Source organism: Acidithiobacillus sp. (assembly GCF_049965315.1).
Taxonomy (GTDB): domain Bacteria; phylum Pseudomonadota; class Gammaproteobacteria; order Acidithiobacillales; family Acidithiobacillaceae; genus Acidithiobacillus_B.
On record NZ_JBMFWL010000002.1, the window covers coordinates 25,128 to 48,210 of the forward strand.

Genomic DNA, 23,083 nt, shown 5'->3' on the forward strand with positions numbered 1-23,083 from the left:
TCTTGCGGCCGCAGCAAGCGAGCCCGCCGGCAGGCAATGCCCATCAGGACAGGGAGGCATGCAGACCCGCAATGCGCCTCGCCAGGGCGGCGGCCTCCTCCGCAGCTAGCCCCGCCCCAGGGTCGGCACCCGCCAGCCCCGCCAGGCGTTGCGCGCGATCTGCCCAGGACCGGGGAGCAAGGGCGGCCATGGCCTGATCCGCCGCAGCGGGATCATTACAAATCAGGAGCAGGTCGCAACCCGCCGCCAGGGCCGCCGCCGCCCGCGCGGGGACATCGCCCAGGCCATGGGCGCCGCCCATGCTCAGGTCATCGCTGATGATTGCCCCGGCAAAGCCCATTTGTTCACGCAGGATATCCTGTAGCCAACGCCGGGAAAAACCCGCCGGCTGATCATCCACATCGGGATAGAGGCAATGGGCGGGCATGATGCCGGGAATACCCGCCGCGATGAGCGCTGCAAAGGGGTAGAGGTCCGCGGCGGCCAATTCCGCCCAGGAACGCCGGTCCACCGGCAGGACCATGTGGGAATCCGCCGCCACCGCCCCGTGGCCGGGGAAATGCTTGGCCACGCCCCGCAGGCCCGTCGTCGCCAAGCCCTGCCAGAGCGCCTCCGCCAGGGTGGCCACCACCTGCGGATCCCGATGCAGGGCGCGGTCGCCGATGACCGCCGAGACCCCCCAGTCGAGGTCCACGCAGGGCGTGAAATCCAGATCGATCCCCAGGCCGCGCAACTCCGCTCCCAGCAGACGCCCCCAGTCCCGCGCCATGGTCACGGCGGGGAGCATCCCCGCCTGGTCCCACAGACGGCCGAGGCTGGCCTGGGGAGGAAAACGCGTCACCCCTGCGGTCAGGCGCTGGACACGCCCCCCTTCCTGATCGATGGCGATGAGCAGGGAGGGTTGGCGCAGGGCGTGCAGATCGGCGCACAAGGCCCGCACCTGGGCCGCATCCAGACAGTTGCGGGCAAAGAGGATCACCCCCCCCACGGCCGGATGCAGGAGCCGCTCCCGCTCTTCCGCCGTCAGGACCGGCCCGGCCAAGTCCACCAGCAAAGGCCCGCGGGGGAGGACCGGCGGTTTCATGAGGGTTGCACCGCCGCTTTCTCATTCCCCCGCACCTCTTCACCCTTATCGTCCCCCTGGATCAGGACGAGATTCTCCGGCATGGAAATGGGCAGGGCGATACGCGGCGGTTGGCTGGGGATCCCGCGCACATGGACGGGAATGATCATCATGCTGAAGCCATCATGCTGCAGACGGTCCTGGATAATGAAACTCACCTCGTCGTGGAGCAGGCCCCAGAAAGGGGTCTGGTAGGGGGTGTCGATAATACGGCCCGCGAAAAAGATGCTTTGCGGGAAATAACGGATGGCCACCTTGGCCAGTTCTTCCATGGCCTGGATGCGATCCGTCGCATAAGTGGCAAACCAGGTGGCGGCCATGCCCTCGCTCTGACAGAAAGCCACATATTGAGCGGCCTCCGCCTCGACATACACTTTCAGTTCTTCAATGGCCTTGACGCCCTTGAATTCGCCCTGGCCGACAATGCCGGCGAGCAGAAAGACGTAATTCTTGACGAAGCCGCCGACCATCCGATGGGCGGTCAGGAGGGTGTGCAGGCCCAGACCGTCGAAGCGGCTGACGAAAAATACCGCCGTAGCGCCGCGCGGATCCATCGGTAAGGGAGCGCCCGGTTCCAGCCCCTCGGGCACGACATCCATCATCGTTTCATCCAGGTCTTCGGTGATTTTGCTCAACGATTTGTAATGCCGATAGATACGATAACTAAGAACGATGACGATCCCGGTCACCAACAAGGTAAACCAGCCGCCCTGATCAAATTTCTCGAAAATGGTAATGGCCAGAATGCTGGCGGAAACGATAAAACCTGCCACACTCACGGCCAGTTTTATCAGCCACCTGGATTCCGTCGCGCGGCTGCCCGACCAATGGTGCATCAGCCCCGCCATGGTCAGCGTAAAGGTGATGAAGACGTTGATGCTGTAGAGCACGACCAGGACACCCACATGGCCTCCCGTCGCCAGCAGTATTGCTATGGATGCCGCGCCGATCAACAAGATGCCATTACGCGAGACGAAGCGGTCGGAAAGGTAGGAAAAACGCTCGGGCAGCCAGCGATCCACCGCCATATTGGCCATGATGATGGGTGCGGTGATGATGCCGGTATTGGCCGCGATATACAGCAGAAGCCCTTCGGTAAGGAGGGTGATCAATACCGCATACTGTCCATAATCGATGCCATCCAGGTGCCAGCCATGGGTGATGGCATTATACAAAACCGCATTCAGGGTCTGCCCTTCATGCCCGTGGACATCATACATGAGGTAGAGAAAGATCAGGCTGCCCGCCACCAGCGAGAGCGAAACGGCGAGATAGGTCATGGCCCGCTGGCCCGTTTGCACCCGCGGTTCGCGCATGATGTGGACGCCGTTGGCCACCGCCTCCAGACCGGTGTAGGTTCCGCCGCCGAGGCTGAAGGCGCGGAATATCAGGGCGATGATGAAAAGCCAGCCGTACTGCAAGCTGTCATGCCTTGCTCCGGCAACGGTATGGTCCACGATTTGCGGCACATCGCTCACATGGCTCATCAGCCCCCAGCCCAGGACGAGGATATGGGTGAGGATGAAACCCATGAAAACGGGCAGCAGGACCTTGATGGACTCCTTCATGCCGCGCAGGTTGATAAAGACCAGGAAAAGCAATATCACGACATCGAGATAAATGCGTTCCTGATACCAATAAGCGGGAAGGATGCTCAGCAAGGCCTCGGTGCCGGACGCCACGGAAATGGCGGCGGTAAGGATATAATCGACAATCAGGGCAGAACCGCTCACCAACCCGGCCTTGCGCCCGAGCAAGGTCGACGCGGTGTGATAACCACCGCCGCCGCCGGGGAACAGCGCAATGACCTGCTTGTATCCGGCAGCGATGATAAACACGGAAACAGGAATACCAATGGCCAGGACTACCGAGAGATATTCATGCCCTTTCAAGGCGTAGTAAATCTCCGGCGGACCATAGGCCGATGAGGATAGGGCGTCGGAACCCAACCCGACCCAGGCGAGGAAGGCAGCCAGGGAGAGATTGTCGAATAGCTTGGGATTAAATACATTGACGGCCTGCGTAAAGCGGGGAAAACGTATCCAGGCCATTCACGACCTCCCTGGAGAAAGAAAGGATTGCGGCGGTTCATCATCAATAAAAACCGGCACGCCGACAGCAACCTGGGAAAACAGCGTCAGCATATCATCGCTGGACAGGCGCACGCAGCCGGCGGAAACCGGCTCGCCGAGATGGCTTGCGTCGGCGGTACCGTGGATATAGATATACCGACGAAAGGTATCCACCCGCCCGCCCCGGTTGCGCCCCGGCTCCAGGCCGGAAAGCCAGAGAATACGCCCCAGGATCCAGTCGCGGGCCGGCTGCCCGGCGGCCAGGGCCGGCGTGTAGCACTCCCCCGTCCAGCGCCGCCCCCGCAAGATCGCATTGCCGGGCAACCCCTCGCCAATCCGCGCCCGCACCGTATGCCAGCCGCGCGGCGTGCAGCCGCTCCCCCGGCTTTCCCCCAGGCCATTGGCCGCCGTGGAGATGGGAAAGGTCTGCGCCGCTTCCCAACCCGCCATGATCCCCAGTTGCTGCCGGGACACATCCACCCACAGCCACTGGCCTTGGGGATCAGCGCTGGAAGAGAGCAATGGATTCCACATGGGCGGTATGGGGAAACATGTTGACCACGCCGGCGGCAACCAGCCGATAACCGCGCACGTGGACGAGATACTCCGCATCCCGGGCGAGGGTGGCGGGGTTGCAGGATACATAGACCATGCGCTCGGGATGCACCTCTCCCAAGGCCTTGAGGACCTCCATGGCACCGCTCCGGGGCGGATCGATGAGCATCTTGTCCACGGCGCCCCAAGCGCTCAGGTCCTCCGGGCCGATGCGGGTAAGATCGGCCACGGCAAAACGGGCCAATGCCTGTAGACCATTGTTTTCGGCGTTTTCACCGGCCAGGGCCACCAGACGCGCATCGCCTTCCACCCCCAGGACCTCTGCGCCCAGGCGGGCGATGGGCAGGGTAAAATTCCCCAGACCGCAAAAAAGATCGAGGATCCGCTCCCCGGCCCGGGGCTGAAGCAGGGCCATGGCCCGACGCACCAGGATCTGGTTCACCGGCTGGTTGACCTGGGTAAAGACCAGCGGGTCGAAACGCAGGCTGACATCGAACTCCGGGAGCCGGTAACGCAGGGGCGCCGGCTCCGGCGGCCAGACGCAGTGAATGGTGGCAGGGCCGCCGGACTGCAACCATAGCTGCACGCCATGCTGTTGCGCAAACTCCCGCAGCAGCGCGACATCCTGACTGCTCAAGGGCAGCAAATGACGGACGACCAGGGCCACCACTTCGGGACTGGAGGCCACTTCAATCTGCGGAATCCCCTGGGGCTCGCCGAGCTTCGCCACCAAGGCGCGCAAGGGGAGGAGCAGGTGGGCCACGCGGGGATCGAGGGTGAGGCAATAGCCCATATCCGCTACGTAACTGCTGCGCCGTTCGCGGAAACCCACCAAGGCGCCGCGGCTCTTGGGCACCCGCACCGACAGCCGCGCCTTGCTGCGATAGCCCAGACTGGGACCGAAGATGGGCGGCAGGATGCGCTCCGGCCGCACCTTGCCGATGCGCCACAGGTTTTCTTCCATCTGGCGCTGTTTGACCGCGACCTGGGCGCTGGGCTCCAGGTGCTGCAGGGTACAGCCGCCACAGAGGCCGAAGTGCGGGCACGGCGGCGTCACCCGTTGCGCCGACGCTCGCTCCACGGCAAGCACTTCGGCCCGGTCGAAACGACTGCTGTGTTCCGTGCGGCGGGCCCAGACGCGCTCGCCGGCCAGGGCCCCGTCCACAAAGACGACCTTGCCCTCCACCCGCGCCACACCAAAGCCCTCGGCGTCCAGCGCGCTGATCTCCATCCGCTCGGGAGCGGCATTGCGTATCGCTTTACCCTTGGACATGGGGAAGATCCTCGGGCCAGAGGGTAAGGAATTCGGCGAGGTGGGGTTCGCCACGGCTGAGGAGATGGCTGCGCAATTGCCCTTGCCGGGTCCCATAAGCAGCCGCATCGAGGTGGCCGCGGGTGAGTTCAAAACGCAGATGGATCAGGGCCGTATTCAATACATCCACTTCGCAATACTGGCGGATGGCGGCCATCTCGCCGGCCTGATAGCGCGTCCAGACCTCCCCACCCGACATGCCCAGCTTGCCCGGCAAGCCGAGCAGGAGGGCCATTTCCTGCAAGCGCACCACATTGCGGCCCTGGAAACCCGAGAGGACATCCATGAGATCCAGATGACGCTCGTGGTAACGGCTCAAGTAGTTGTTCCAGCGGTAGCTCTGGTCATTCTGGCCTTGCTCCCAGTAGCGGGCGGCGGGGATGCCATGGAGCAGGGCGCGATAATGCAGGACGGGGAGGTCGAAGGCGGCGCCATTCCAGGAAACCAGTTGCGGCGCGTGGCGCTCGATGAACTGGAAAAAGGCCGCCACCAGGCGCGGTTCATCGTCCTCCACTGCGCCAAAGCTGCTGAGCTTGACCTGCTCGCCATGCCACCACAGGGCGGAAATGGCAATGACCCGATGCAGATGGGGGCGCATGAATTCCGAAGCACCCAGGGTCTCGATCCGACGCTGATGCTGCAGCAGTTCGGCCACGCCCTGATCGTCGCCATCGCTCAAGCCGTAGATACGCCGTCCGCCGGCCACGTCGGGGATGGTTTCAATGTCGAAAACCAGGGTGTTGCGCAAGGATGGCGTGCTTATTTCTGCTGCCATTGCCCGGCACTGTTCTGAAACCATCTGCCCGGAGGCGCCTTGTTGATCCAGGCCTGGGCGAAGGTCGCCTGGATCTGCGCCTCCCACTCCGGGTGACCGTTGGCATTGGCGATGGCCTGATAGAGGTTCTGCAGCAGGGTATTGTTGGTAGCCACCAGGGCGCTGACCTGGGCCCGCTGGGCCAGCGGCACGGCATTCAGGTCACGGACGGCCACCAGGCCGGCGGCGGTGAAACCTACGGCACCGCTTTGCAGGTACGGGCGGATCTGCGGCACGAAGTCTTCCAGACGATCCTTGGCCGCCACCACTTCCGGGCTGCTCGCATCCAGGTTGGCCGCTGCGCTGGCCTGTCCGCTCACGCTGCTGAATCCGAGATTCAGCACATATCCGGCCAGATGCCAGGGAGAGGAGAGCATGCTCAGCGGACCCACGGCGGAGCGCGTGGGCGCCGATACCGCCGGGGCCGTGGAAATCCCCGGCGCCGCCACCGCCGGCTTCCTGGCCTCCGCCTGATATACTTGTTCCACCACCTTGTCGGCCAGTTTCTGGGCGGCGGCGGCGGGGAAGTAGATATTCACCGTCACACAGGCGCTCAGAGCCAGGGCCAGGATCAAGCCGAGCAAGGCTCGGCCATGCCGTCCGTTCATCGTTCTTGCAATGTTCATCGCTTATTCCCCTGTCTTTACCTGAGCCCCGGAGTGCATGGCCGTCGCCAAGCGAGCCAGAAGCTCCGACCAGCCGACGCGCCGATTGTACCCTACCACATCGACCCGTGGCAGCCCTTCCCCCTGTAAAATGACAAAGCCCTTATTCTCACGGCCCACTCCGGAAAGTTCGGCGACATTGTCGTGGAGAGTGATGCCCATACCCAGACGGGCGTAGTGGAAGGTCTTGAACATCCGCAGGAACAAGGTTTGAAAAAAACCGGACACCCCGTTGCCGCCCCCCAGCCGGGTGAGGTTTTGCACGGCGGCCTGACTGATCTGCTGCGCCACGTCGGGACTGCGCACCGTATAAAAGCGGGCGGAAAAGGCGTCCGGCCGCCAGTTCAACAGGCGCAGGTCGTGGACGTCGCCATCGAGAACGCCGCTGATGAAGCCAAAGTGAAAGGCCTGCGTCAGGGGCTTCAGTTGCAGACCGCGCATTTGGACATCGGCGGTGAGGATGGGAACGGCGCCCAGGAGATTGCGGATGCGCAGATCCTGCACCAGGACATTGCCGCCAAAGACCTGCGCCGAGAGCAGGCCGCTGGTCTCCAGACTCCCCTGGGCGTAGCGCAATTCGGGGATGACGGCCGCCACCCTGCCGGTGAAAGGCGGCCAATGGAAAGCGGTGGCAAGGGCGGTCAAGTCGGCATTCTGCAAGGCGCCGGCCAGGCGGAAGCCCGCCTGGGGCCCGCTCCAGCTCCCGTCCAGTTGCTGCACCCGCAGCGATCCGCCCAGCAGGGCGATCTGCACCGGCTGGAGCAGGGAAAAGCCCTTCCCGGTCAGGCGGAAACGGCCATCCACCGACCCCACGGGGAGACGATAAAGTTCGGCGGCATGCCACGCCAGACTAGCCTGCGCCGCCGGCCCTTGGGCCGCCCAGCGCCCCTGCGATGCCAGGCCCTGGATGGCGATGCGTTTTTGCGTATCCCCCAAGCCGCCATCCGTAAGCTGCCAGCTTATGGCCCGCAGGCCGCCCTGCCAGTCCAGGGAAAAGCGCAACCTGCCCTGGGCCTGCAAGTCAGCGGCCAGGCCGCCCGCAGCGGTCAGGGGCTTGACCCAGGTGGCGTAAAAGGGCCCCACTGCCAGGTCTGCGTGCTCCACCTGCCACCGCGCCATGCCACTCCTGCGCGGAATGCGGGCCGTAGCGCGGGCGCTCCCCAGCCCTGGCCAGATGATCTGCCAGGCCGTCAGGTGCAGATCCCTTGCCCCTAGGCGCCAGCGCAAGCGGCTGCTGACGGGCTGCGCGGCCGGGGCGCTCCAGTACCAGGGACTCCACAAGACGGCCCCCTTGCGCCAGCGCAATTGCGCAGTACCGGACCAGGTCTTGCCCCTGCTGCCTGCGGCCCCCATCTCCAGTTGCACACCCTCAGCCGCCCGCAGGCCGGCAGCGTTGCTGAAGCCCAGGCCCTGCCCCTGCAGATGCAGGGCAAAGCGGTCGGCCCGGGTCCAGCGCGGGCCCGCCGCCCGGGCCGTCAGCGTACTCTGGCCCTGCGCCTGCCAGCCCTTGGGCAGGAAACCGGCGCCGGCGAGGAGCGGCGCCACCTGAAGATCCCCCTGCGCCCGGGCGGTCCAGCGGCCCGCCACGGCGCGCCAATCCAGATTCAGCCAGCCCGGCCTCTGCCCCTGCATCCTGAGCCGGGCCGAGGCGTTTCCGCCGACCTGCAGCACCGCCGCCGAAAACCGCCCGCCGAGAGGTCCCCAGGGGCTGCCCTGCAGGGCGAGCCGTCCTGACGCGCAGGACCAACCGGAACGGCTATCCAGACGGGCACAGCGCAGGGCGGCGCCCGTCCATGCCCGCTGGCGGGAAAGCTGCAGCCGGCCCGTATCCAATTCCACGGAAAATCCCGGCCCGGCGGGCTTGGCCGTCAGATGGACGTTGCGCAGCGACCAGTTCGCCCCCGCGATCTCCGTCGCCTGAATCTCCAGGTCCGTGGCGCCGGCGGGCAGGGCGAAAAGCAGGCCGAGAAGGACCGGCAAGGCCACCCGCAGGCGGGGCGGCCAAGGATGGAAAGGGATGCCCTTTCGCACCGCGGCGCGGATTCGGCTAGGCCGGAAAAACACCCGTAGAGAGATAGCGTTCCCCCCGATCGCAAATGATGACCACGATGACCCCCCTTTCCAGGGTGGTCGCCAGACGCCGGGCCGCCGCCACCGCGCCGCCCGAGGAGATCCCGGCCAGGATACCCTCCTCCCGCGCCAGACGACGGGTCATTTCCTCTGCCTCGTCCTGGGATACGTCGATGATGCGATCCACTTCTTGCGGATGGTAAATCCGCGGCAGGTACTCCTGGGGCCAGCGGCGGATACCGGGGATCCGCGCCCCTTCCGTCGGCTGCACCCCGATGATCCCGATGGCCGGCTGCACCTCACGCAGATAGCGCGCCGTACCCATGATGGTGCCCGTGGTCCCCATGGCCGACACGAAATGCGTCACCGTTCCCCGGGTATCGCGCCAGATCTCGGGGCCGGTGCCGAGATAATGGGCCTCGGGGTTGTCGGGATTGGAAAACTGGTCGAGCATGATTCCTTCTCCGGCCGCCACCATCTGCCGCGCCTGGTCGATGGCCCCCTCCATGCCGGTTTTTTCGGAGGTCAGGACCAGATCGGCGCCATAGGCGCGCATCACCTGGCGCCGCTCCATACTCATGTTCTCGGGCATGGTCAGGGTCATCCTGAGCCCCTGCATGGCCGCCACCATGGCCAGGGCGATGCCGGTATTACCGCTGGTGGGCTCCACCAGGCGCATGCCGGGGCGCAGGGTGCCCCGCTCCAGGCCACGACGAATCATGTTCAGGGCGGGGCGATCCTTCACCGAGCCGCCGGGGTTGTTGCCCTCCAGCTTGGCGAGAATCTGCACCGTCTTTTTCGGGGCGATCCGTTGCAAGCGGCACAGCGGCGTATTGCCCACCAGTTCTTCCAAACTGAACATCTCTCCTCCTCCCTAGCCTCTTGCCCCATTGTCGCACGGTGCCCCGATCTTCCTGCGCAGACCACCATGGTTCCATGTTATAGTTTTCTCTCTTGGCATCAACCGGTATATGCTTCTTGCCTGGAAACAAGGGCAAGGGAATCCATGACCGCCATCCACCACGAGCATCATAAGCATGAAAATATCGGCTGGCTGCGGGCCAGCGTTCTGGGGGCCAACGATGGCATCCTGTCCACGGCCAGCCTCCTTACCGGCGTGGCGGCAGGCCAGGCCGACCATCATCAGATCCTGCTGGCCGGTGTGGCCGGACTCATCGCCGGCGCCCTGTCCATGGCCGCCGGCGAATACGTCTCCGTGAGTTCCCAGGCCGATACCCAGCGCGCCGATCTCGAAGCCGAAAAGCGCGAACTGGCGAAAAATCCCCATTCCGAACTACGCGAGCTGGCGGGCATTTACGAACAGCGCGGCCTGGAAGCGGCCCTGGCCGAACGGGTGGCAGAGCAGCTCATGGCCCACGACGCCCTGGGCGCCCATGCACGGGATGAACTGGGCTTGACGGAAATGGCGGCGGCGCGGCCCATCCAGGCCGCCCTGGCCTCCGCCGCCGCCTTTGCCACCGGCGCCATCGTGCCCCTGGCGGCGGCGGCTTTCACGCCGCCGGTCTGGATCCTCCCCGGCATCTTCGGCAGCGCCATCATCCTGCTGGCCCTGCTCGGCGCCCTGGCGGCCCGGGCGGGAGGCGCAGCCCCGGGGATCGGTGCCCTGCGGGTGACTTTCTGGGGCGCCATCTCCATGCTGGTCACCACCGGGGTAGGGACCCTGGTGGGCCATGTCGGCCTCTAACCCCGGTTCGGCATGTTGCGCTTTCCAGGACAGCAGCGATGAGCACTGAAGCGATCCGCGGGGCGCCATCCTGGCATATCCACCCCGATGCCGAGGCCCTTGCCCGGCACCTCGCCCGCGCCATTGCCCGCATGGCCGACGCGGCCATCGCCGCGCGCGGGGCCTTTCACCTGGTCCTGGCGGGCGGCAATACGCCGCAGCGGGTCTACGCCGCCCTCGCTTCCCGGGGAGGGCGCTGGGACGCCTGGCACATCTACCATGGCGACGAGCGCTGTCTCCCGCCCCAAGCCCCCCAGCGCAACAGCCGCATGGCGGCAAGCGTCTGGCTGCAACAGGTGCCCATCCCCCGCGCCCAGATCCATGACATTCCCGCCGAAACGGGGGCGGAGGCGGCCGCCGCGGCCTACGCGGCCATCCTTCCCCCGCAGCGCTTCGACCTCGTCCTCCTGGGGATCGGCGAGGACGGCCATACGGCCAGCCTCTTCCCCGGCCAGCCCTGGGGCCTGGATCCGGCAACGCCCGCGGTGCTCGCCGTCCACAACGCCCCCAAGGCCCCCGCCGAGCGGGTTTCCCTCAGCGCCTGGCGCCTCCGGCGGAGCCGCGAGCTTTTCTTCCTCGCCACCGGCAGCGGCAAACGCGACGCCCTGGCGGCCTGGCGGCGGGGAGAGGATATCCCCGCCGCGCGGGTGGGCGTGGGGGCCACGGTATGGCTGGACGCGGCAGCCTGGCCAGAAACGTAAGCGGGATATGGTGGTTGGCGGGGATGTTTTGCCGCGACTTCGGCCCAAGCCGTCGTTGTTCTAGGCGAAATCCCGCGCCCGGCAGGCGAACTGTTTGAGCCCGCAGGGCGAGTTTTCAACCGCCAGCGGGATGAGCCGTAGAACAACAGGCGCGGGCCGCCGGAGCAAAAAGCATCCCCGCCAACCACCATCAAGATGCAGCAACGCTCAGGCGCGCCCGCCGCTTTTCTTGACCATCTCCAGGGCCGTCCCCACCACGGCACCGATATTGCCCAGATCGGCCGGAATCACCAGGGTGGTTCCGGCCTTGGCGAGATTGCCCCATTTTTCAATGAAATCCTTGGCCAACTGCATCTGCAGGGCCTCGATCCCGCCCGGTTCGTTGGCCGCTGCGCCGACGACGCGAATGGCGGTGGCGGTGGCGTTGGCCACCAGTTCGATGGCCTGGGCCTCGCCCTGGGCACGTAAAATCTCCGCCTGCCGCCGCCCGTCAGCCACGTTGATCTCCAGTTGGCGCTGGCCTTCGGAGGTATTGATCTGCTGCTGCCGCTGGCCTTCGGATTGAAAAATCAGGGCGCGCTTTTCCCGCTCCGCGGTAATCTGGAGTTCCATGGCATGCAGGATCTCCTGGGGCGGGGTGATATCCTTGATCTCGTAACGGAGCACCTTGACGCCCCAATTGACCGCCGCCTCGTCCACCGCATTGGCGACCGCGGCATTGAGCATCTGTCGCGAGGACAGGGCCTGATCCAGGTGCAGCTTGCCGATCTCCGAACGCATGGTGGTCTGGGAAAGCTGCATGACGGCCGTGAACGGATTGCTGGAGCCGTAGGCGGCCTTCACCGCATCGGTAATCTGCAAATAGAGGATGCCGTCCACGGTCAGGGTGGTATTGTCCAGGGAGATGCAGACCTGGGCCGGCACTTCCGTGGGGATCTCGCGCATGTCAAAGCGATAGGCCACCCGATCGACGAAAGGAATGATGAAATTCAGGCCCGGCGACAGGACCCGGTCAAACTTGCCCAGGCGCTCGACGATCCAGGCCCGCTGTTGGGGAACGACGCGGATCGCCGTGCGCAGAATGGCAAAACCACCAATGAGGACCAGCAGAATGACTATGAACGAGGACATGGCGACTCCAGGGTAGGGGACTCTTGGGGGTTCACCCGCAGATGCAGGAGATTATCGGTTTTCTTGAGGATGACGGCGCTACTGCCGGGGCAAGGCAAGGGCCCCTCGTCCACCACCGCGGACCATTCCGAACCGCGATAGGTCACCAGGAAGTGTTCATCCGGTCCCGGACCGGACACAATGGTCACCGCTTGGCCCACATCAAAATCGGCCAGTTCCCGGGTGTTTGCGGCCAGGCGGTGACGCAGCAGCATCCCCGCCGGCAGCAATACGATGCAGAGGGCAAAAAAGAGCCAGTGCAGTAAGTCCGGCGGCAGCCACAGACCGCCAATGGCCGTGAGCAAGGCAGCCACCGCCACCGCCGCCAGATAAAAGGTGCCCGTAAAAAGTTCCAGCACCGCGCAGGCCAGGGCGATCACCAGAAACACGAAAAGCATGGGCGCCCCCTTCGTCAAGGATACTGCACTGGGACCAATGAGCCTGAACAGGGCCGCCGGCGCGGGTGTTTTTCGCTCCGGCAGGCCCTACTGATCCCTGCTCGGCACCGCTTCCTGGCCAAAAACCCACATCCCCGAATCCTGCTGGCCATCCTGGTCAAAGGTGGGCTCCCGCAGGCAGGGGTCCGCCTCGCTCAACTCGCTCTCCCCGGGGAGAAAGGTCAAGGTTGCCCCGTGGACCTGGCGTTGATGGCGCAGATATCCGGCCTCGGCGAGGAGACTGACCGTGCTCCTCGCCCGGGCATGATCGCCGCCGAAATGCTCGGCCAGGGCCGCGACGATGGCCGCCAAGCCGGTATTGCAGCCCGCCGCCCAGGGTGTCCCGAAGCGCGCGGCCAGAAAGGCGGTGGTTTCGGCCAGAGACTCCCCTTGCGGTTGCGCCAGGGCGATTTCCTCGTTCAGTATAGACCGTAACGCGCGCAGACCGGAACGCAGGGCGATCAGACGCTGGCGTTTGTCCACAAGCACTTCGGTCTCGTGGTCGAGACGCGCCGCCAGGGTGGCGAGATAGTCCTCCAGGGACTCCTTGCCGCCGGCTTCGGCCTGCGCCATGCGCCCATCCCAGGTAGCTACCGTATCGCGCCACACCCGGGACTGCTCCGCCCCCGCACCCTTGCCCTGCAAACCCGCCACGGCCGCGCGCAAGGTGGCCAGCCAGGCCATGTCCACGTCCAGGCCATCGCCGAGTTTGCGCAGCTCCAGGTCCATTCCCTGCGCCACGGCCCGCTGGGCCTCGGCATGCCGGCTCAGGCGATGATCCCGGTCACCGAACCAGTGGGGAAGATGTAATGTCATGACAATCTGCTCCTCTATCCGTTTTGGCCAAGCGCCGCAATCAAGCCCGCGTCAGAAAAAGCGCCGCCAGGGGCGGCAAGGTCAGTTCCAGGGAATAGGGCAGGCCCATCCAGGGTCTGTCCTGGGCGGCTTGGGGTCCATTGCCGACGCCGGAACCGTGATAGGCGGGGGCATCGCTGTTGAGGACCTCGCGATAGGTACCGGCCTGGGGGACGCCGATGCGGTAGTGCTCCCGCGGTACCGGGGTGAAGTTGAACAGGGCCACCACAAAATCGCCCTGCCGGTCCCGACGCAAAAAACTCAGCACCGATTGCTCGGCATCGTGGCAGTCGATCCAGGCGAAGCCTTCCCCTTGAAAATCCTGATCGTGCAGCGGCGAAAGGGTACGGTAGCAGCGGGCGAGATCCCGGGCAAGGCGCTGGATGCCCTGATGCCAGTCGCGTTCCAGCAGCCACCAATCGAGGCCCCGGCCGCAGTCCCACTCGCGGCCCTGGCCGAATTCGTTGCCCATGAAGTTGAGTTTCTTGCCGGGGTGGGCGCACTGGTAGCTGAAGAGCAGGCGCAGGTTGGCAAAGCGCTGCCAGGTGTCGCCGGGCATCTTGTCCAGCAGGGAGCCCTTGCCATGCACGACCTCGTCATGGGACAGGGGCAGGACGAAGTTCTCGGTGTAGGCGTAGAGCTGACTGAAGGTGAGTTCATTGTGATGATAGCGGCGGTGGATGGGGTCTTCCCGGAGATAGGCGAGGGTGTCGTTCATCCAGCCCATGTTCCACTTCATGGAGAAGCCGAGCCCGCCCACGTAGGTGGGCCGGGAGACCATGGGCCAGGCGGTGGACTCTTCGGCGATGGTGAGGATGCCGGGCTGGCGCTCGTTGAGGATGATGTTCATCTCGCGGAGGAAGGAGATGGCTTCGAGGTTTTCACGGCCGCCGTACTGGTTGGGGATCCACTCGCCGGCCTTGCGCGAGTAGTCGCGGTAGATGAGGGAAGCGACGGCATCCACCCGCAGGCCGTCGACGTGGAAACAGTCGGCCCAGTAACAGGCGTTGGCGAGGAGAAAGCCGCGCACTTCGTTGCGCCCGTAGTTGAAGATGTAGGTGCCCCAGTCCTCGTGCTCGCCTTCGCGGGGGTCGGCATGTTCGTAGAGGGGGGTGCCGTCGAAGCGGGCCAGCCCCCAGTCGTCCTTGGGGAAGTGGCCGGGAACCCAGTCGAGGAGGACGCCGAGCCCGGCCTGGTGGCAGGCGTCGACGAAGGCGCGGAAGTCGTCGGGCGTGCCATGGCGGCTGGTGGGAGCGAAGTAACCGCTCACCTGATAGCCCCAGGATTCGTCCAGGGGGTGCTCCATGACGGGCATGAGCTCCAGATGGGTGTAGCCCATGTCCTGACAGTAGGGAATGAGCCGGGCGGCCAGCTCGCGGTAATTGAGGAAGGCACCATCGGCGCCGCGCTGCCAGGAACCGAGATGGACCTCGTAGCAGTTGATGGGGGCATGCTGCCAGTCCCGCTGCGGGCGCTCCTGCATCCACGGGCCATCCTGCCACTGGTACCGGCTGTCCACGACTTGCGCGGCGGTGCTGGGGCGGAGCTGGAAGGCGCTGGCGTAGGGGTCGGTCTTGACGAAGACGGCCCCGGAGTCGCGGTGGCGGATCTCGAACTTGTATAGCTCGCCGGCCCCCAGATCCGGGAGAAAGAGTTCCCAGAGCCCGCTGCCGCCGCGCACGCGCATGGGGTGGGCGCGGCCGTCCCAGCCGTTGAAATCCCCAACCACGCTGACCCGCTCGGCATTGGGGGCCCAGACGGCGAAGAGGACGCCGTCCACCTCCTGCTGCCGGCGCAGATGGGCACCCAGGTGGCGGTAGGCCTCGTAGAGCCGTCCTTCCCCAAAGAGATAGACCTCCAGATCGCCAAGCACCGGCCAGAACACATAGGGATCGTGGCGCTCATGGCTGCCCCGCGCGTCCTGCCAGCGCAGGCGATAGGGGATGGGCAGGGGGCCGCCCTGATGGACGAAGAGGCCGTCGTCATGCACGCGCTGCATCGCCTCCCAGCCCGTCGGGGTCTCGATCCAGGCCGCCTGCGTCCCTGGCAGAAAGACCCGCTGCACGGCCTGCCCCCCCTCCTCGTGCTGGCCCAGCCAGGCAAAGGGATCATGATGTCGGGCAGCAAGGATGGCGGTGATGTCTTGGTTGGGCATACGTGGGAGTCCTTTGTCGACGGATAGGGTCCTTCTGCGACTTGCTACGGGGGCCGCAGTTCAGCTACTTTAAAACTGCCAGTTCAAAACCGATATTCGACTATCATTTCTAGCCCAGATCATGCCCCGACGGCAAGAGCCACGCAGCAAGGGCCCGGCAGTGGAGGAATCTCGACGACGCCGTTTTTCACTATACTGCAGTCACAAGGATAGCACGCAAGGAGACAGTTCATGGCGACCGAGGGAAACAGCGGGGTATCCAACTCACCGCGCTTTGTCAGCAACCTCACCAAAAATACCCTGGCGCTGGTACTGGCCGGAGGGCGGGGCAGCCGTCTGGGGGCGCTCACCGACTGGCGGGCCAAACCCGCCGTACCCTTTGGCGGCAAGTTCCGCATCATTGATTTTTGCCTTTCCAACTGCCTCAATTCCGGGATTCGCCGCATCGGCATCCTCACCCAGTACAAGGCCCACAGCCTCATCCGTCATGTGCAGCTCGGCTGGGGATTCTTGCGGGGTGAATTCAGCGAGTTCGTCGAACTCCTCCCCGCCCAGCAGCGCATGAATACCGGCTGGTACCAGGGCACCGCCGATGCCATCTTCCAGAACATCGACATCCTCCGCGCCCACAAACCGCGCTATGTGGTGATCCTCGCCGGCGATCATATCTACAAGATGGACTACGGCCAAATGCTGGCGGAGCATGTGCAGAGCCAGGCGGACATGACCGTGGCCTGCCTGGAAGTGCCCCTCGAAGAGGCCAAGGCCTTTGGCGTGATGACCGTCAACCACGAAGACCGGGTGACGGCCTTTACGGAAAAACCCCAGGATCCCACCCCCAGCCCGGGCAACCCCGAGCGCGCCCTGGCGAGCATGGGCATCTATGTCTTCAACACCGAATTCCTCTACGAGCAGTTGATCCGCGACGCCGACAGCAAGAACTCCAGCCACGACTTCGGCAAGGATCTGATCCCCTACATGGTGCCCCGTTACCGCGTCATGGCCCACCGCTTCCGCAATAGCTGCATCACCAGTTCCGAAAGCTCATCGCGCTGCTACTGGCGCGATGTAGGGACCGTGGACGCCTATTGGGCGGCCAATATCGACCTCGTCCACGTCACCCCGGACCTCGACCTCTACGATAGCCGCTGGCCCATCTGGACCTTCCAGGAACAACTCCCGCCAGCCAAATTCGTCTTTGACGATGACGGCCGCCGGGGCGTCGCCCTCGACAGCATCGTCTCCGGCGGCTGCATCGTCAGCGGCGCGACGGTGCGCCGTTCCCTCCTCTTTTCCAACGTGCGCGTCAACGACGGCGACACCCTGGTGGAGGATTCGGTGATCCTGCCCAACGTGCGCATGGGGGAGGGGGCGCGCTTGCGCAAGGTGGTCGTGGACAAGGGCAGCATCATCCCCGCGGGGCTGGTGGTGGGGGAAGACCCGGCGGAGGATGCCCGGCGCTTTCATCGCACGCCCCACGGCGTCACCCTCATCACCCCCGAACTGCTGGGCCAGCAGTTGCATTTCGTGCGCTAGCCATGCAGCCCGCCCGCGCCCTCCACGTCATCTTCTGCTGGCACATGCACCAGCCCGATTACCGGGGCGCCGATGGCCACTACATCCTGCCCTGGACCTATTTGCATGCGTGCAAGGACTACGCCGACATGGTGGCGCATCTGGAGGAGAACCCCCTGGCACGGGCCGTCTTCAATTTTGTACCCACCCTCATCGAGCAGTTGGAAGACTACGGCGAACAATTCCGCAGCGGCCAGTTCCGCGATGGCCTGCTGGCGGCGCTGGCGGCCGATGACCTCAAAACCCTCACCCCCGCAGCCCGCCACAGCCTCCTGCATCAATGCTTCCGCCTCGATCAGGAACACATGCTCAATCCCTTCCCGGATTACCGCCGCCTCTATGACCTGTACCAGCATATCCAGATTGACGTCCAGGAGATGGCGGATTACCTATCCGTCCAGTACCTGGCGGATCTGGTCATGTGGTATCACCTCGCCTGGACGGGCGAGACCGTGCGTCGCGGCAGCCCCTTCATCCAGGCCATGCTGGCCAAGGGGCGGGGCTTTACCCGGGAAGACCGCCAGCAGCTTCTGCGCCTGCTGGGCGATCTCATCCACAATCTCATCCCCCGTTATCGGCGGCTGGCCGAGGCCGGGCGCATCGAGCTGTCCACCACCCCCTACGATCATCCCATCGGCCCCCTGCTCATGGACTTTGGCGCGGCGCGCGAGAGCCTGCCCGACTGCCCCCTGCCCCAAAGCAAGGGTTATCCCGGCGGGGCGGTGCGGGCGCGCTGGCACGTGGACCGTGCGCTGGCGGCCCATCAACAGCGCTTTGGCCTCGCCGCCGGGGGGCAATGGCCTGCCGAGGGCGGCGTTTCCGAGGCCTTTGTCCAGGTGCTGGGCGAGGCCGGCATCGGCTGGACCGCCACCGGAGAAGGCGTCCTGGCCCATAGCCTGCGCACCGCCGCCGATGACGAGCCGGCCCGGGAACGCTGGCAGTATCTCTACCGTGCCTACCGCCTCCCCAGCGGCGGTCCTGCTCTCTTCTTTCGCGATGATGCGCTTTCGGATGCCATCGGCTTTGATTACCAGAAATGGTTTGGCCACGATGCCGTGGGGGATTTCGTCCATCGCCTGGAGGAGATCTGGCGACGCACGGAAGGACAGGGCACCCCGGTGGTGAGCATCATTCTTGATGGCGAAAACGCTTGGGAATACTACCCCTACAATGGCTATTACTTCCTCTCGGAACTCTACAAGGTGCTTTCCAACCACCCCCATATCCAACTCTGCACTTTTTCCGATTACCTGGCCCACCATGATGCCCAGCCCGAAACCCTCCCGCATCTGGTGGCGGGAAGCTGGGTCTACGGCAATTTCAGCACCTGGATCGGCGATAGCGCCAAGAACCGCGCCTGGGACCTCCTCTGCGCTGCCAAGCAGGCGGTGGATCAGCGGCTTACCCGCTTTGATCCGGCGCAGCAGGAACTCATCCTCCGCCAGCTCGGAGTCTGCGAAGGCTCCGACTGGTTCTGGTGGTTTGGCGATTACAATCCCGCCGCAGCCGTGCGCGACTTCGATGAACTGTATCGGGCCAACTTGCGCAAGCTCTACGGATTGATCGGCATGCCGGCGCCCCGCACCCTCGACACTCCCATCAGCCAAGGCGGTGCACCGGCAGCAGCCGCCGGCACCATGCGCCGCACCACCCCATAAGGAAAGCGAATGCCCCCCTGTACCCAGCTGCTCCTTGGTGTTCACGCCCACCAGCCGGTCGGCAATTTCCCCCATGTCATTGATGATGCCGTAGCCCGCTGCTACCACCCCTTCCTCGAAACGCTGCACCGCATCCCCGAGTTTCCCTTTGCCATTCATATCAGCGGCTGGCTGCTGGGTTATCTGGCCGAACACCACGCCGTCACCCTGGCCCTGCTCCAGGCGATGGTGACCCGCGGACAGGCCGAACTGGTGGGCGCCGGGGACACCGAGCCGGTCCTGGCTGCCATCCCCCATGTGGACCGGGTGGAGCAGATCCATGCCATGTCCGAACGCATGGAAAAACAGCTAGGGCAACGCCCCCTGGGCGCCTGGCTCACGGAACGGGTCTGGGACCCCTCGGTCGTACCGGCCCTGGTGGAGGCGGGCATCCGCTATGTCATGGTGGACGATTATCACTTTCTCTGCGCCGGCGCCGACGCCAGCCAGCTCAACTGCTTCCATCGCACGGAAGAAAACGGCCAGGTCATCGACGTCTTCCCCATCTCCGAAGCGCTGCGCTATCGCCTGCCCTTTTCCGAGGCCGCCGCCGCCGTCGCCTACCTGGAGGGCTTGGCCCAGACCCACCCCGGGGGCGCGGCCATCTATTTCGATGACATCGAAAAATTCGGGGTCTGGCCAGAAACCTATGCCTGGGTCTACGAAAAGGGCTGGCTGGAGCAGTTTCTGCGCCAGGTGCTCGCCTCGCCGTGCATCGAGCCGCTGCGCTACCAGGACTACCTGCGCGGCCATCGCCCCCAGGGGGTCATCTATCTGCCTACGGTGTCCTACAGCGAAATGAACGAATGGACCCTGCCCGCAGGGGCGGCACGCGCCTATGCCGGCCTCGTCGAGCAGGAAAAGGCGGCGGGCCGTTTTGCCGAGCGCAAGCCGCTGATTCGCGGCGGCATCTGGAAGAATTTTCTCACCCGCTACCCCGAATCCAACTGGATGCACAAGCGCATGATGCTGCTCTCCCAGCGTTTTCATGGTCTGGCCAAAAAACAGCAGAGCGGCGACATGCGCCAGGCGCTCCATGAGGCCCAGGCCAACGATGCCTACTGGCATGGCCTCTTTGGCGGCATCTACCTGCCCCATCTGCGCCGCGCCGTCTACAACGCCATTGTCCGTCTGGAGGCCATGCTCGACGAAGTGCAGCCGCGGCCTGCCGTGCAGGAGTTGGATGTCGATCTCGATGGCGCCCCGGAGCTCTTTTATCACAATGGCTTCATGCAGCTCATCATCCGCCCCGCCCCCACGGCAGCCGTGGTGGAATGGGATCTGTATGCCTTGCACCACAACCTGGGCGATACCCTGGCGCGGCGCGACGAGTCCTACTACGACAAGATCCGCAATGGCGCCACCGGCAGCGAGCACAACGGCAGCGGCATCGCCTCGGCCCATGACCGCGTCAGCTATAAGAGCACCATCAGCCTGGCGGACCTCGTCCCCGATACCAGCCCCTGCCAGAGCTTTCTCGACTGGGTGGACACGACCGCCGTGGAATACGCGGAGGCGGCAGCCAGCGAGTGGCCCCGCTTCACCGGCGCCGCGGCAGGCTGCACGGTCACCAAGACCTACACCCTGGAGGGACAGCGACTCATCGTCGACTATGGCCTCAGCGCTGCCCAGGGCGAGGGGCAGCAGACCTTCACCACCCGCCTCCACCTCGCCATGCCCTGCTGTGACGGGCCGGCCGGACGGATCTTCGCCGACGGCAGGCTCCTCGGCGGTTTCGGCAGCGCCCACCAGGGGGAAGCCCGGGAGATCACCCTGCAGGACGAAGTCCTGGGTGGCGAGCTGCATTTTCATTTCGACCCGCCCGTCCAGTGGCAGGCCGCACCCCATCTGACGGTGTCCCAGTCCGAAGCGGGCTTTGAAAAGATCATGCAGGCCCTGGCCTTGGAACTGCGCTGGCGCGTGCCTGCGGGCAAATCCTATCCCCTGCGCATCCGCATGGAGGCCAAAGTCCATGCCTGAAGGCGGACTGATCCTGGGAATGGATGTAGGCGGCACCAATCTGCGCCTCGGGATATTCCGTGGAGGGGACTGCGTGGACACCCTGCGCGTGGAGGCCCACCTGCGCGAGCGCTGCCTGCGCGCCGAAAGCAGCGCCGCCGCCGAGAGCGCCGTACTCGACATCCTGACCGCCGCCATTGCCCAGATAAGGCAGCGGCACCCGCAACTCTGGGGCGTGGGAATCGCCTTTCCCGGTTTTATCCAGGGTGACGGCACCCTCCTGCAATCACCGAATCTGCCGGGCTTGCACCATCTGGCCCTGGGCGCGGCCCTGCAGGAGCGCTGCGGCCTGCCCGTCCTGGTGGAGAACGATGCCAATGCCGCGGCCTTCGGCGAATTCGTGCGGGAACGCGGCCGTCAGCCGGGTCTGGAACACCTCCTCTATGTGGGGCTGGGCACCGGGGTCGGCGGGGGCTTCATCCTCCACGGCCAGCCCTGGCGGGGCGCCCATGGCGCCGCCATGGAAGTGGGGCACCTCATTGTCGTGCCGGGGGGGCGGCGTTGCGGCTGCGGCAACCAGGGCTGCCTGGAGCAGTACGCCTCGGCCACCGGGGTCAGACTCAGCTATACCGAGCGCACCGGCCATGCACCGGCCCTGCCGGTCATCGCCCAACTGGCCCGGGAAGGCAACGCCGATGCCCGGGCGGCCTTCGCTCTGGCCGGGAATACCCTGGGCCAGGCCCTGGCGCACCTGCTCAAGGTGCTGGACGTCTCCGTGCTCCGCCTCGGCGGCGGCATGAGCGCCGCCTGGGATTGCTTTGCCCCGGTCCTCCAGGAGCGGCTGGAAGCCGACCTCATCCCGGTCCTGCGCGGCACGGTGGACCTCCGGCGCGGCAACGGCGACGACCAGGCCGGCATGCGCGGCGCGGCCCTGCTGGCGGCGGCCAGGCAAGGAGGAGGCTGATGCGCATCGGCATCTTCGACTCCGGTATTGGCGGCCTCAGCACCCTCCTGGCCTGCCTGCGCCGCCTGCCCGATGCCGAATATCTCTTTTACGGCGATACCGCCAACGCCCCCTATGGAGACAAGGACCCCGACGCGGTCCTGCGCCTTACCCGCTATGCCTATGACTGGTTCATCGCCGCCGGTGCCGATGCGGTGGTTCTGGCCTGCAACAGCGCCACCAGCGCCGCCGTAGCACCTTTGCGGGAGCGCGCCCAGGTCCCCATCATCGGCATCGAACCGGCGGTGAAAAAGGCCTTGGATGCCCACCCGGAGGGCGGCATCCTCCTCCTCGCCACCCAACTGACGGTGAGCGGAGGGAAATTGCGCGCCCTGCTCTCCCGCCTGCCGGGAGCCAGCGAGCGGGTGCAGGCCATCGCCTGCCCGGGGCTCATGGAAATCGTCGAATCCCAAGGATCGCCACTGGACAGCAGCGTCCGGGCGTACCTGGAACGATATCTCCTCCCCCAACTGCGGGAAACACCCCGGGCGGTGGTCCTGGGCTGCACCCACTACTGCTGGATCGACGCCCATATTCAAGCAGCCTTGGGCGCTGGCGTGGCCATTGTGGACGGCAATGACGGCGTCGCCCGGCAATTATGGCGGCGTCTGCAGTTGGGACCGCTGCCGACGGAGGCCCCGGCGCTGCCCCCCGGTGCCCGCGTCCACTTCCATTTCACCAGCGACAATGCGAGCAAGACGCGACTCGCCACGGACCTCCTGGCCCGCAGCGAGGTTGCGATCCTGCCCGTCCATCCGGCGCGGCCGGATCCTGACCAGCCGCGCCTCAGTTCAATTGCACGCCCTGATCGGTGAGCTTCACCCCCACTTTTTTGGCCTGCTCCTCGCCCTGGGCATAGGCCAATTGGGCCAACTCCTCCGCATGCTTGGCCTTGGCGACGGCCTCGTCATATTTGCCGGCCTGCTCTGCCGCCTCGGCCTCCTTCAAAAACTTGGGCGTAGCCGTCCACTGATAATGGACCGCGGCCGTTTTGGCCATGGCCGCCTTGGCGGCGGCAATGGCCTGCCCGGCTTCGCCAGCCGTGGCCGCAAAAGCGGAGCCGGCCAGCAAGAGGCCGACGACGGTGGTGATGGTGGTGATGATACGCTTCATGGAAGACTCCTCCTGACCTGATGTGGACGATGCTTTTATGCCTGCCGTTTCCTGGGGCATTCT

Annotated in this window: 20 protein-coding genes; 7 read left to right on the forward strand and 13 right to left on the reverse strand. The window is 65.2% G+C overall.

Annotation, left to right across the window (positions count from 1 at the left end):
- Positions 1-43 precede the first annotated feature (43 nt).
- From nagZ to cysM, 8 genes are read right to left on the reverse strand one after another with little or no spacing between them, the layout of a single operon-like run.
- Positions 44-1,084, reverse strand: coding sequence for a beta-N-acetylhexosaminidase (nagZ, locus tag ACP5MM_RS00920; RefSeq protein WP_427933960.1), 1,041 nt, complete (start codon positions 1,082-1,084; stop codon positions 44-46).
- The gene (locus tag ACP5MM_RS00925; protein ID WP_427930725.1) at positions 1,081-3,174 is read right to left on the reverse strand and encodes an APC family permease; all 2,094 of its coding nucleotides are present in this window, start codon (positions 3,172-3,174) and stop codon (positions 1,081-1,083) included. Before ACP5MM_RS00925 ends, nagZ begins: the two co-directional genes overlap by 4 nt.
- On the reverse strand, positions 3,175-3,717 hold the full coding sequence (locus ACP5MM_RS00930; RefSeq protein WP_427930724.1) for a L,D-transpeptidase family protein: 543 nt from the start codon (positions 3,715-3,717) through the stop codon (positions 3,175-3,177). It abuts the gene before it with no gap.
- Positions 3,698-5,023, reverse strand: coding sequence for a 23S rRNA (uracil(1939)-C(5))-methyltransferase RlmD (gene rlmD, locus ACP5MM_RS00935; RefSeq protein WP_427930723.1), 1,326 nt, complete (start codon positions 5,021-5,023; stop codon positions 3,698-3,700). Before rlmD ends, ACP5MM_RS00930 begins: the two co-directional genes overlap by 20 nt.
- Positions 5,010-5,837, reverse strand: a complete 828-nt coding sequence (locus ACP5MM_RS00940) for a 3'-5' exonuclease (protein WP_427933961.1) — start codon at positions 5,835-5,837, stop codon at positions 5,010-5,012. Before ACP5MM_RS00940 ends, rlmD begins: the two co-directional genes overlap by 14 nt.
- Positions 5,822-6,502 (reverse strand): YdbL family protein, encoded by a 681-nt coding sequence (locus ACP5MM_RS00945; protein WP_427930721.1) that lies wholly within the window; start codon positions 6,500-6,502, stop codon positions 5,822-5,824. The genes ACP5MM_RS00940 and ACP5MM_RS00945 overlap by 16 nt, the downstream gene beginning before the upstream one ends.
- Positions 6,503-6,505: 3 nt before the next feature.
- Positions 6,506-8,572 (reverse strand): hypothetical protein, encoded by a 2,067-nt coding sequence (locus tag ACP5MM_RS00950; protein ID WP_427933962.1) that lies wholly within the window; start codon positions 8,570-8,572, stop codon positions 6,506-6,508.
- 16 nt (positions 8,573-8,588) lie between these two features.
- Entirely contained in the window at positions 8,589-9,473 is an 885-nt protein-coding gene (gene cysM, locus ACP5MM_RS00955; protein WP_427930719.1) for a cysteine synthase CysM, read from the reverse strand.
- A 144-nt stretch (positions 9,474-9,617) separates the two neighbouring features.
- On the opposite strand from cysM, the gene ACP5MM_RS00960 reads away from it, so the two are divergent.
- Positions 9,618-10,316 (forward strand): VIT1/CCC1 transporter family protein, encoded by a 699-nt coding sequence (locus ACP5MM_RS00960; RefSeq protein ID WP_427930718.1) that lies wholly within the window; start codon positions 9,618-9,620, stop codon positions 10,314-10,316.
- A 38-nt stretch (positions 10,317-10,354) separates the two neighbouring features.
- Positions 10,355-11,056, forward strand: a complete 702-nt coding sequence (gene pgl / locus ACP5MM_RS00965) for a 6-phosphogluconolactonase (protein WP_427930717.1) — start codon at positions 10,355-10,357, stop codon at positions 11,054-11,056.
- Positions 11,057-11,263: 207 nt separating this feature from the next.
- On the opposite strand, the gene ACP5MM_RS00970 is transcribed toward pgl, so the two are convergent.
- The 4 genes from ACP5MM_RS00970 to glgB form a co-directional block, all read right to left on the reverse strand.
- Entirely contained in the window at positions 11,264-12,187 is a 924-nt protein-coding gene (locus ACP5MM_RS00970) for an SPFH domain-containing protein (protein ID WP_427930716.1), read from the reverse strand.
- Positions 12,172-12,624: an NfeD family protein gene (locus ACP5MM_RS00975; RefSeq protein WP_427930715.1), complete on the reverse strand. Its 453-nt coding sequence runs from the start codon at positions 12,622-12,624 to the stop codon at positions 12,172-12,174. The genes ACP5MM_RS00970 and ACP5MM_RS00975 overlap by 16 nt, the downstream gene beginning before the upstream one ends.
- An 87-nt stretch (positions 12,625-12,711) precedes the next feature.
- Positions 12,712-13,479, reverse strand: a complete 768-nt coding sequence (locus ACP5MM_RS00980; protein ID WP_427933963.1) for a hypothetical protein — start codon at positions 13,477-13,479, stop codon at positions 12,712-12,714.
- A 40-nt stretch (positions 13,480-13,519) separates the two neighbouring features.
- Complete coding sequence (glgB, locus tag ACP5MM_RS00985; RefSeq protein WP_427930713.1) at positions 13,520-15,673, reverse strand: 1,4-alpha-glucan branching protein GlgB; 2,154 nt, start codon at positions 15,671-15,673, stop codon at positions 13,520-13,522.
- A 231-nt stretch (positions 15,674-15,904) separates the two neighbouring features.
- Between glgB and glgC the strand changes: the two genes are divergently transcribed.
- Genes glgC through murI form a run of 5 tightly spaced genes read left to right on the forward strand, consistent with a single transcriptional unit; the run spans position 15,905 to position 22,722 of the window.
- Entirely contained in the window at positions 15,905-17,209 is a 1,305-nt protein-coding gene (gene glgC, locus ACP5MM_RS00990) for a glucose-1-phosphate adenylyltransferase (RefSeq protein WP_427930712.1), read from the forward strand.
- A 2-nt stretch (positions 17,210-17,211) separates the two neighbouring features.
- Positions 17,212-18,906, forward strand: a complete 1,695-nt coding sequence (locus ACP5MM_RS00995; protein WP_427930711.1) for a glycoside hydrolase — start codon at positions 17,212-17,214, stop codon at positions 18,904-18,906.
- 9 nt (positions 18,907-18,915) lie between these two features.
- Complete coding sequence (locus ACP5MM_RS01000; RefSeq protein WP_427930710.1) at positions 18,916-20,925, forward strand: alpha-amylase/4-alpha-glucanotransferase domain-containing protein; 2,010 nt, start codon at positions 18,916-18,918, stop codon at positions 20,923-20,925.
- On the forward strand, positions 20,918-21,868 hold the full coding sequence (locus ACP5MM_RS01005; RefSeq protein ID WP_427933964.1) for an ROK family protein: 951 nt from the start codon (positions 20,918-20,920) through the stop codon (positions 21,866-21,868). The genes ACP5MM_RS01000 and ACP5MM_RS01005 overlap by 8 nt, the downstream gene beginning before the upstream one ends.
- Positions 21,868-22,722 carry a glutamate racemase gene (gene murI / locus ACP5MM_RS01010; RefSeq protein ID WP_427930708.1) on the forward strand — a complete coding sequence of 285 codons (855 nt, stop codon included), beginning with the start codon at positions 21,868-21,870 and terminating at the stop codon, positions 22,720-22,722. The genes ACP5MM_RS01005 and murI overlap by 1 nt, the downstream gene beginning before the upstream one ends.
- Here murI and ACP5MM_RS01015 read toward each other — a convergent pair.
- Positions 22,694-23,020: a hypothetical protein gene (locus ACP5MM_RS01015; protein ID WP_427930707.1), complete on the reverse strand. Its 327-nt coding sequence runs from the start codon at positions 23,018-23,020 to the stop codon at positions 22,694-22,696. The two genes, murI and ACP5MM_RS01015, sit on opposite strands and share 29 nt — an antisense overlap.
- Positions 23,021-23,083: the final 63 nt, after the last annotated feature.

Excerpts from the sequence above, each read along its gene's own strand:
- nagZ (WP_427933960.1), bottom strand. The coding sequence starts at position 1,084 with ATGAAACCGCCGGTCCTCCCCCGCGGGCCTTTGCTGGTGGACTTGGCC.
- ACP5MM_RS00925 (WP_427930725.1), bottom strand. The coding sequence starts at position 3,174 with ATGGCCTGGATACGTTTTCCCCGCTTTACGCAGGCCGTCAATGTATTT.
- rlmD (WP_427930723.1), bottom strand. The coding sequence starts at position 5,023 with ATGTCCAAGGGTAAAGCGATACGCAATGCCGCTCCCGAGCGGATGGAG.
- ACP5MM_RS00940 (WP_427933961.1), bottom strand. The coding sequence starts at position 5,837 with ATGGCAGCAGAAATAAGCACGCCATCCTTGCGCAACACCCTGGTTTTC.
- ACP5MM_RS00945 (WP_427930721.1), bottom strand. The coding sequence starts at position 6,502 with ATGAACATTGCAAGAACGATGAACGGACGGCATGGCCGAGCCTTGCTC.
- cysM (WP_427930719.1), bottom strand. The coding sequence starts at position 9,473 with ATGTTCAGTTTGGAAGAACTGGTGGGCAATACGCCGCTGTGCCGCTTG.
- ACP5MM_RS00960 (WP_427930718.1), top strand. The coding sequence starts at position 9,618 with ATGACCGCCATCCACCACGAGCATCATAAGCATGAAAATATCGGCTGG.
- pgl (WP_427930717.1), top strand. The coding sequence starts at position 10,355 with ATGAGCACTGAAGCGATCCGCGGGGCGCCATCCTGGCATATCCACCCC.
- ACP5MM_RS00970 (WP_427930716.1), bottom strand. The coding sequence starts at position 12,187 with ATGTCCTCGTTCATAGTCATTCTGCTGGTCCTCATTGGTGGTTTTGCC.
- ACP5MM_RS00975 (WP_427930715.1), bottom strand. The coding sequence starts at position 12,624 with ATGCTTTTCGTGTTTCTGGTGATCGCCCTGGCCTGCGCGGTGCTGGAA.
- ACP5MM_RS00980 (WP_427933963.1), bottom strand. The coding sequence starts at position 13,479 with ATGACATTACATCTTCCCCACTGGTTCGGTGACCGGGATCATCGCCTG.
- glgB (WP_427930713.1), bottom strand. The coding sequence starts at position 15,673 with ATGCCCAACCAAGACATCACCGCCATCCTTGCTGCCCGACATCATGAT.
- glgC (WP_427930712.1), top strand. The coding sequence starts at position 15,905 with ATGGCGACCGAGGGAAACAGCGGGGTATCCAACTCACCGCGCTTTGTC.
- ACP5MM_RS00995 (WP_427930711.1), top strand. The coding sequence starts at position 17,212 with ATGCAGCCCGCCCGCGCCCTCCACGTCATCTTCTGCTGGCACATGCAC.
- ACP5MM_RS01000 (WP_427930710.1), top strand. The coding sequence starts at position 18,916 with ATGCCCCCCTGTACCCAGCTGCTCCTTGGTGTTCACGCCCACCAGCCG.
- ACP5MM_RS01005 (WP_427933964.1), top strand. The coding sequence starts at position 20,918 with ATGCCTGAAGGCGGACTGATCCTGGGAATGGATGTAGGCGGCACCAAT.
- murI (WP_427930708.1), top strand. The coding sequence starts at position 21,868 with ATGCGCATCGGCATCTTCGACTCCGGTATTGGCGGCCTCAGCACCCTC.
- ACP5MM_RS01015 (WP_427930707.1), bottom strand. The coding sequence starts at position 23,020 with ATGAAGCGTATCATCACCACCATCACCACCGTCGTCGGCCTCTTGCTG.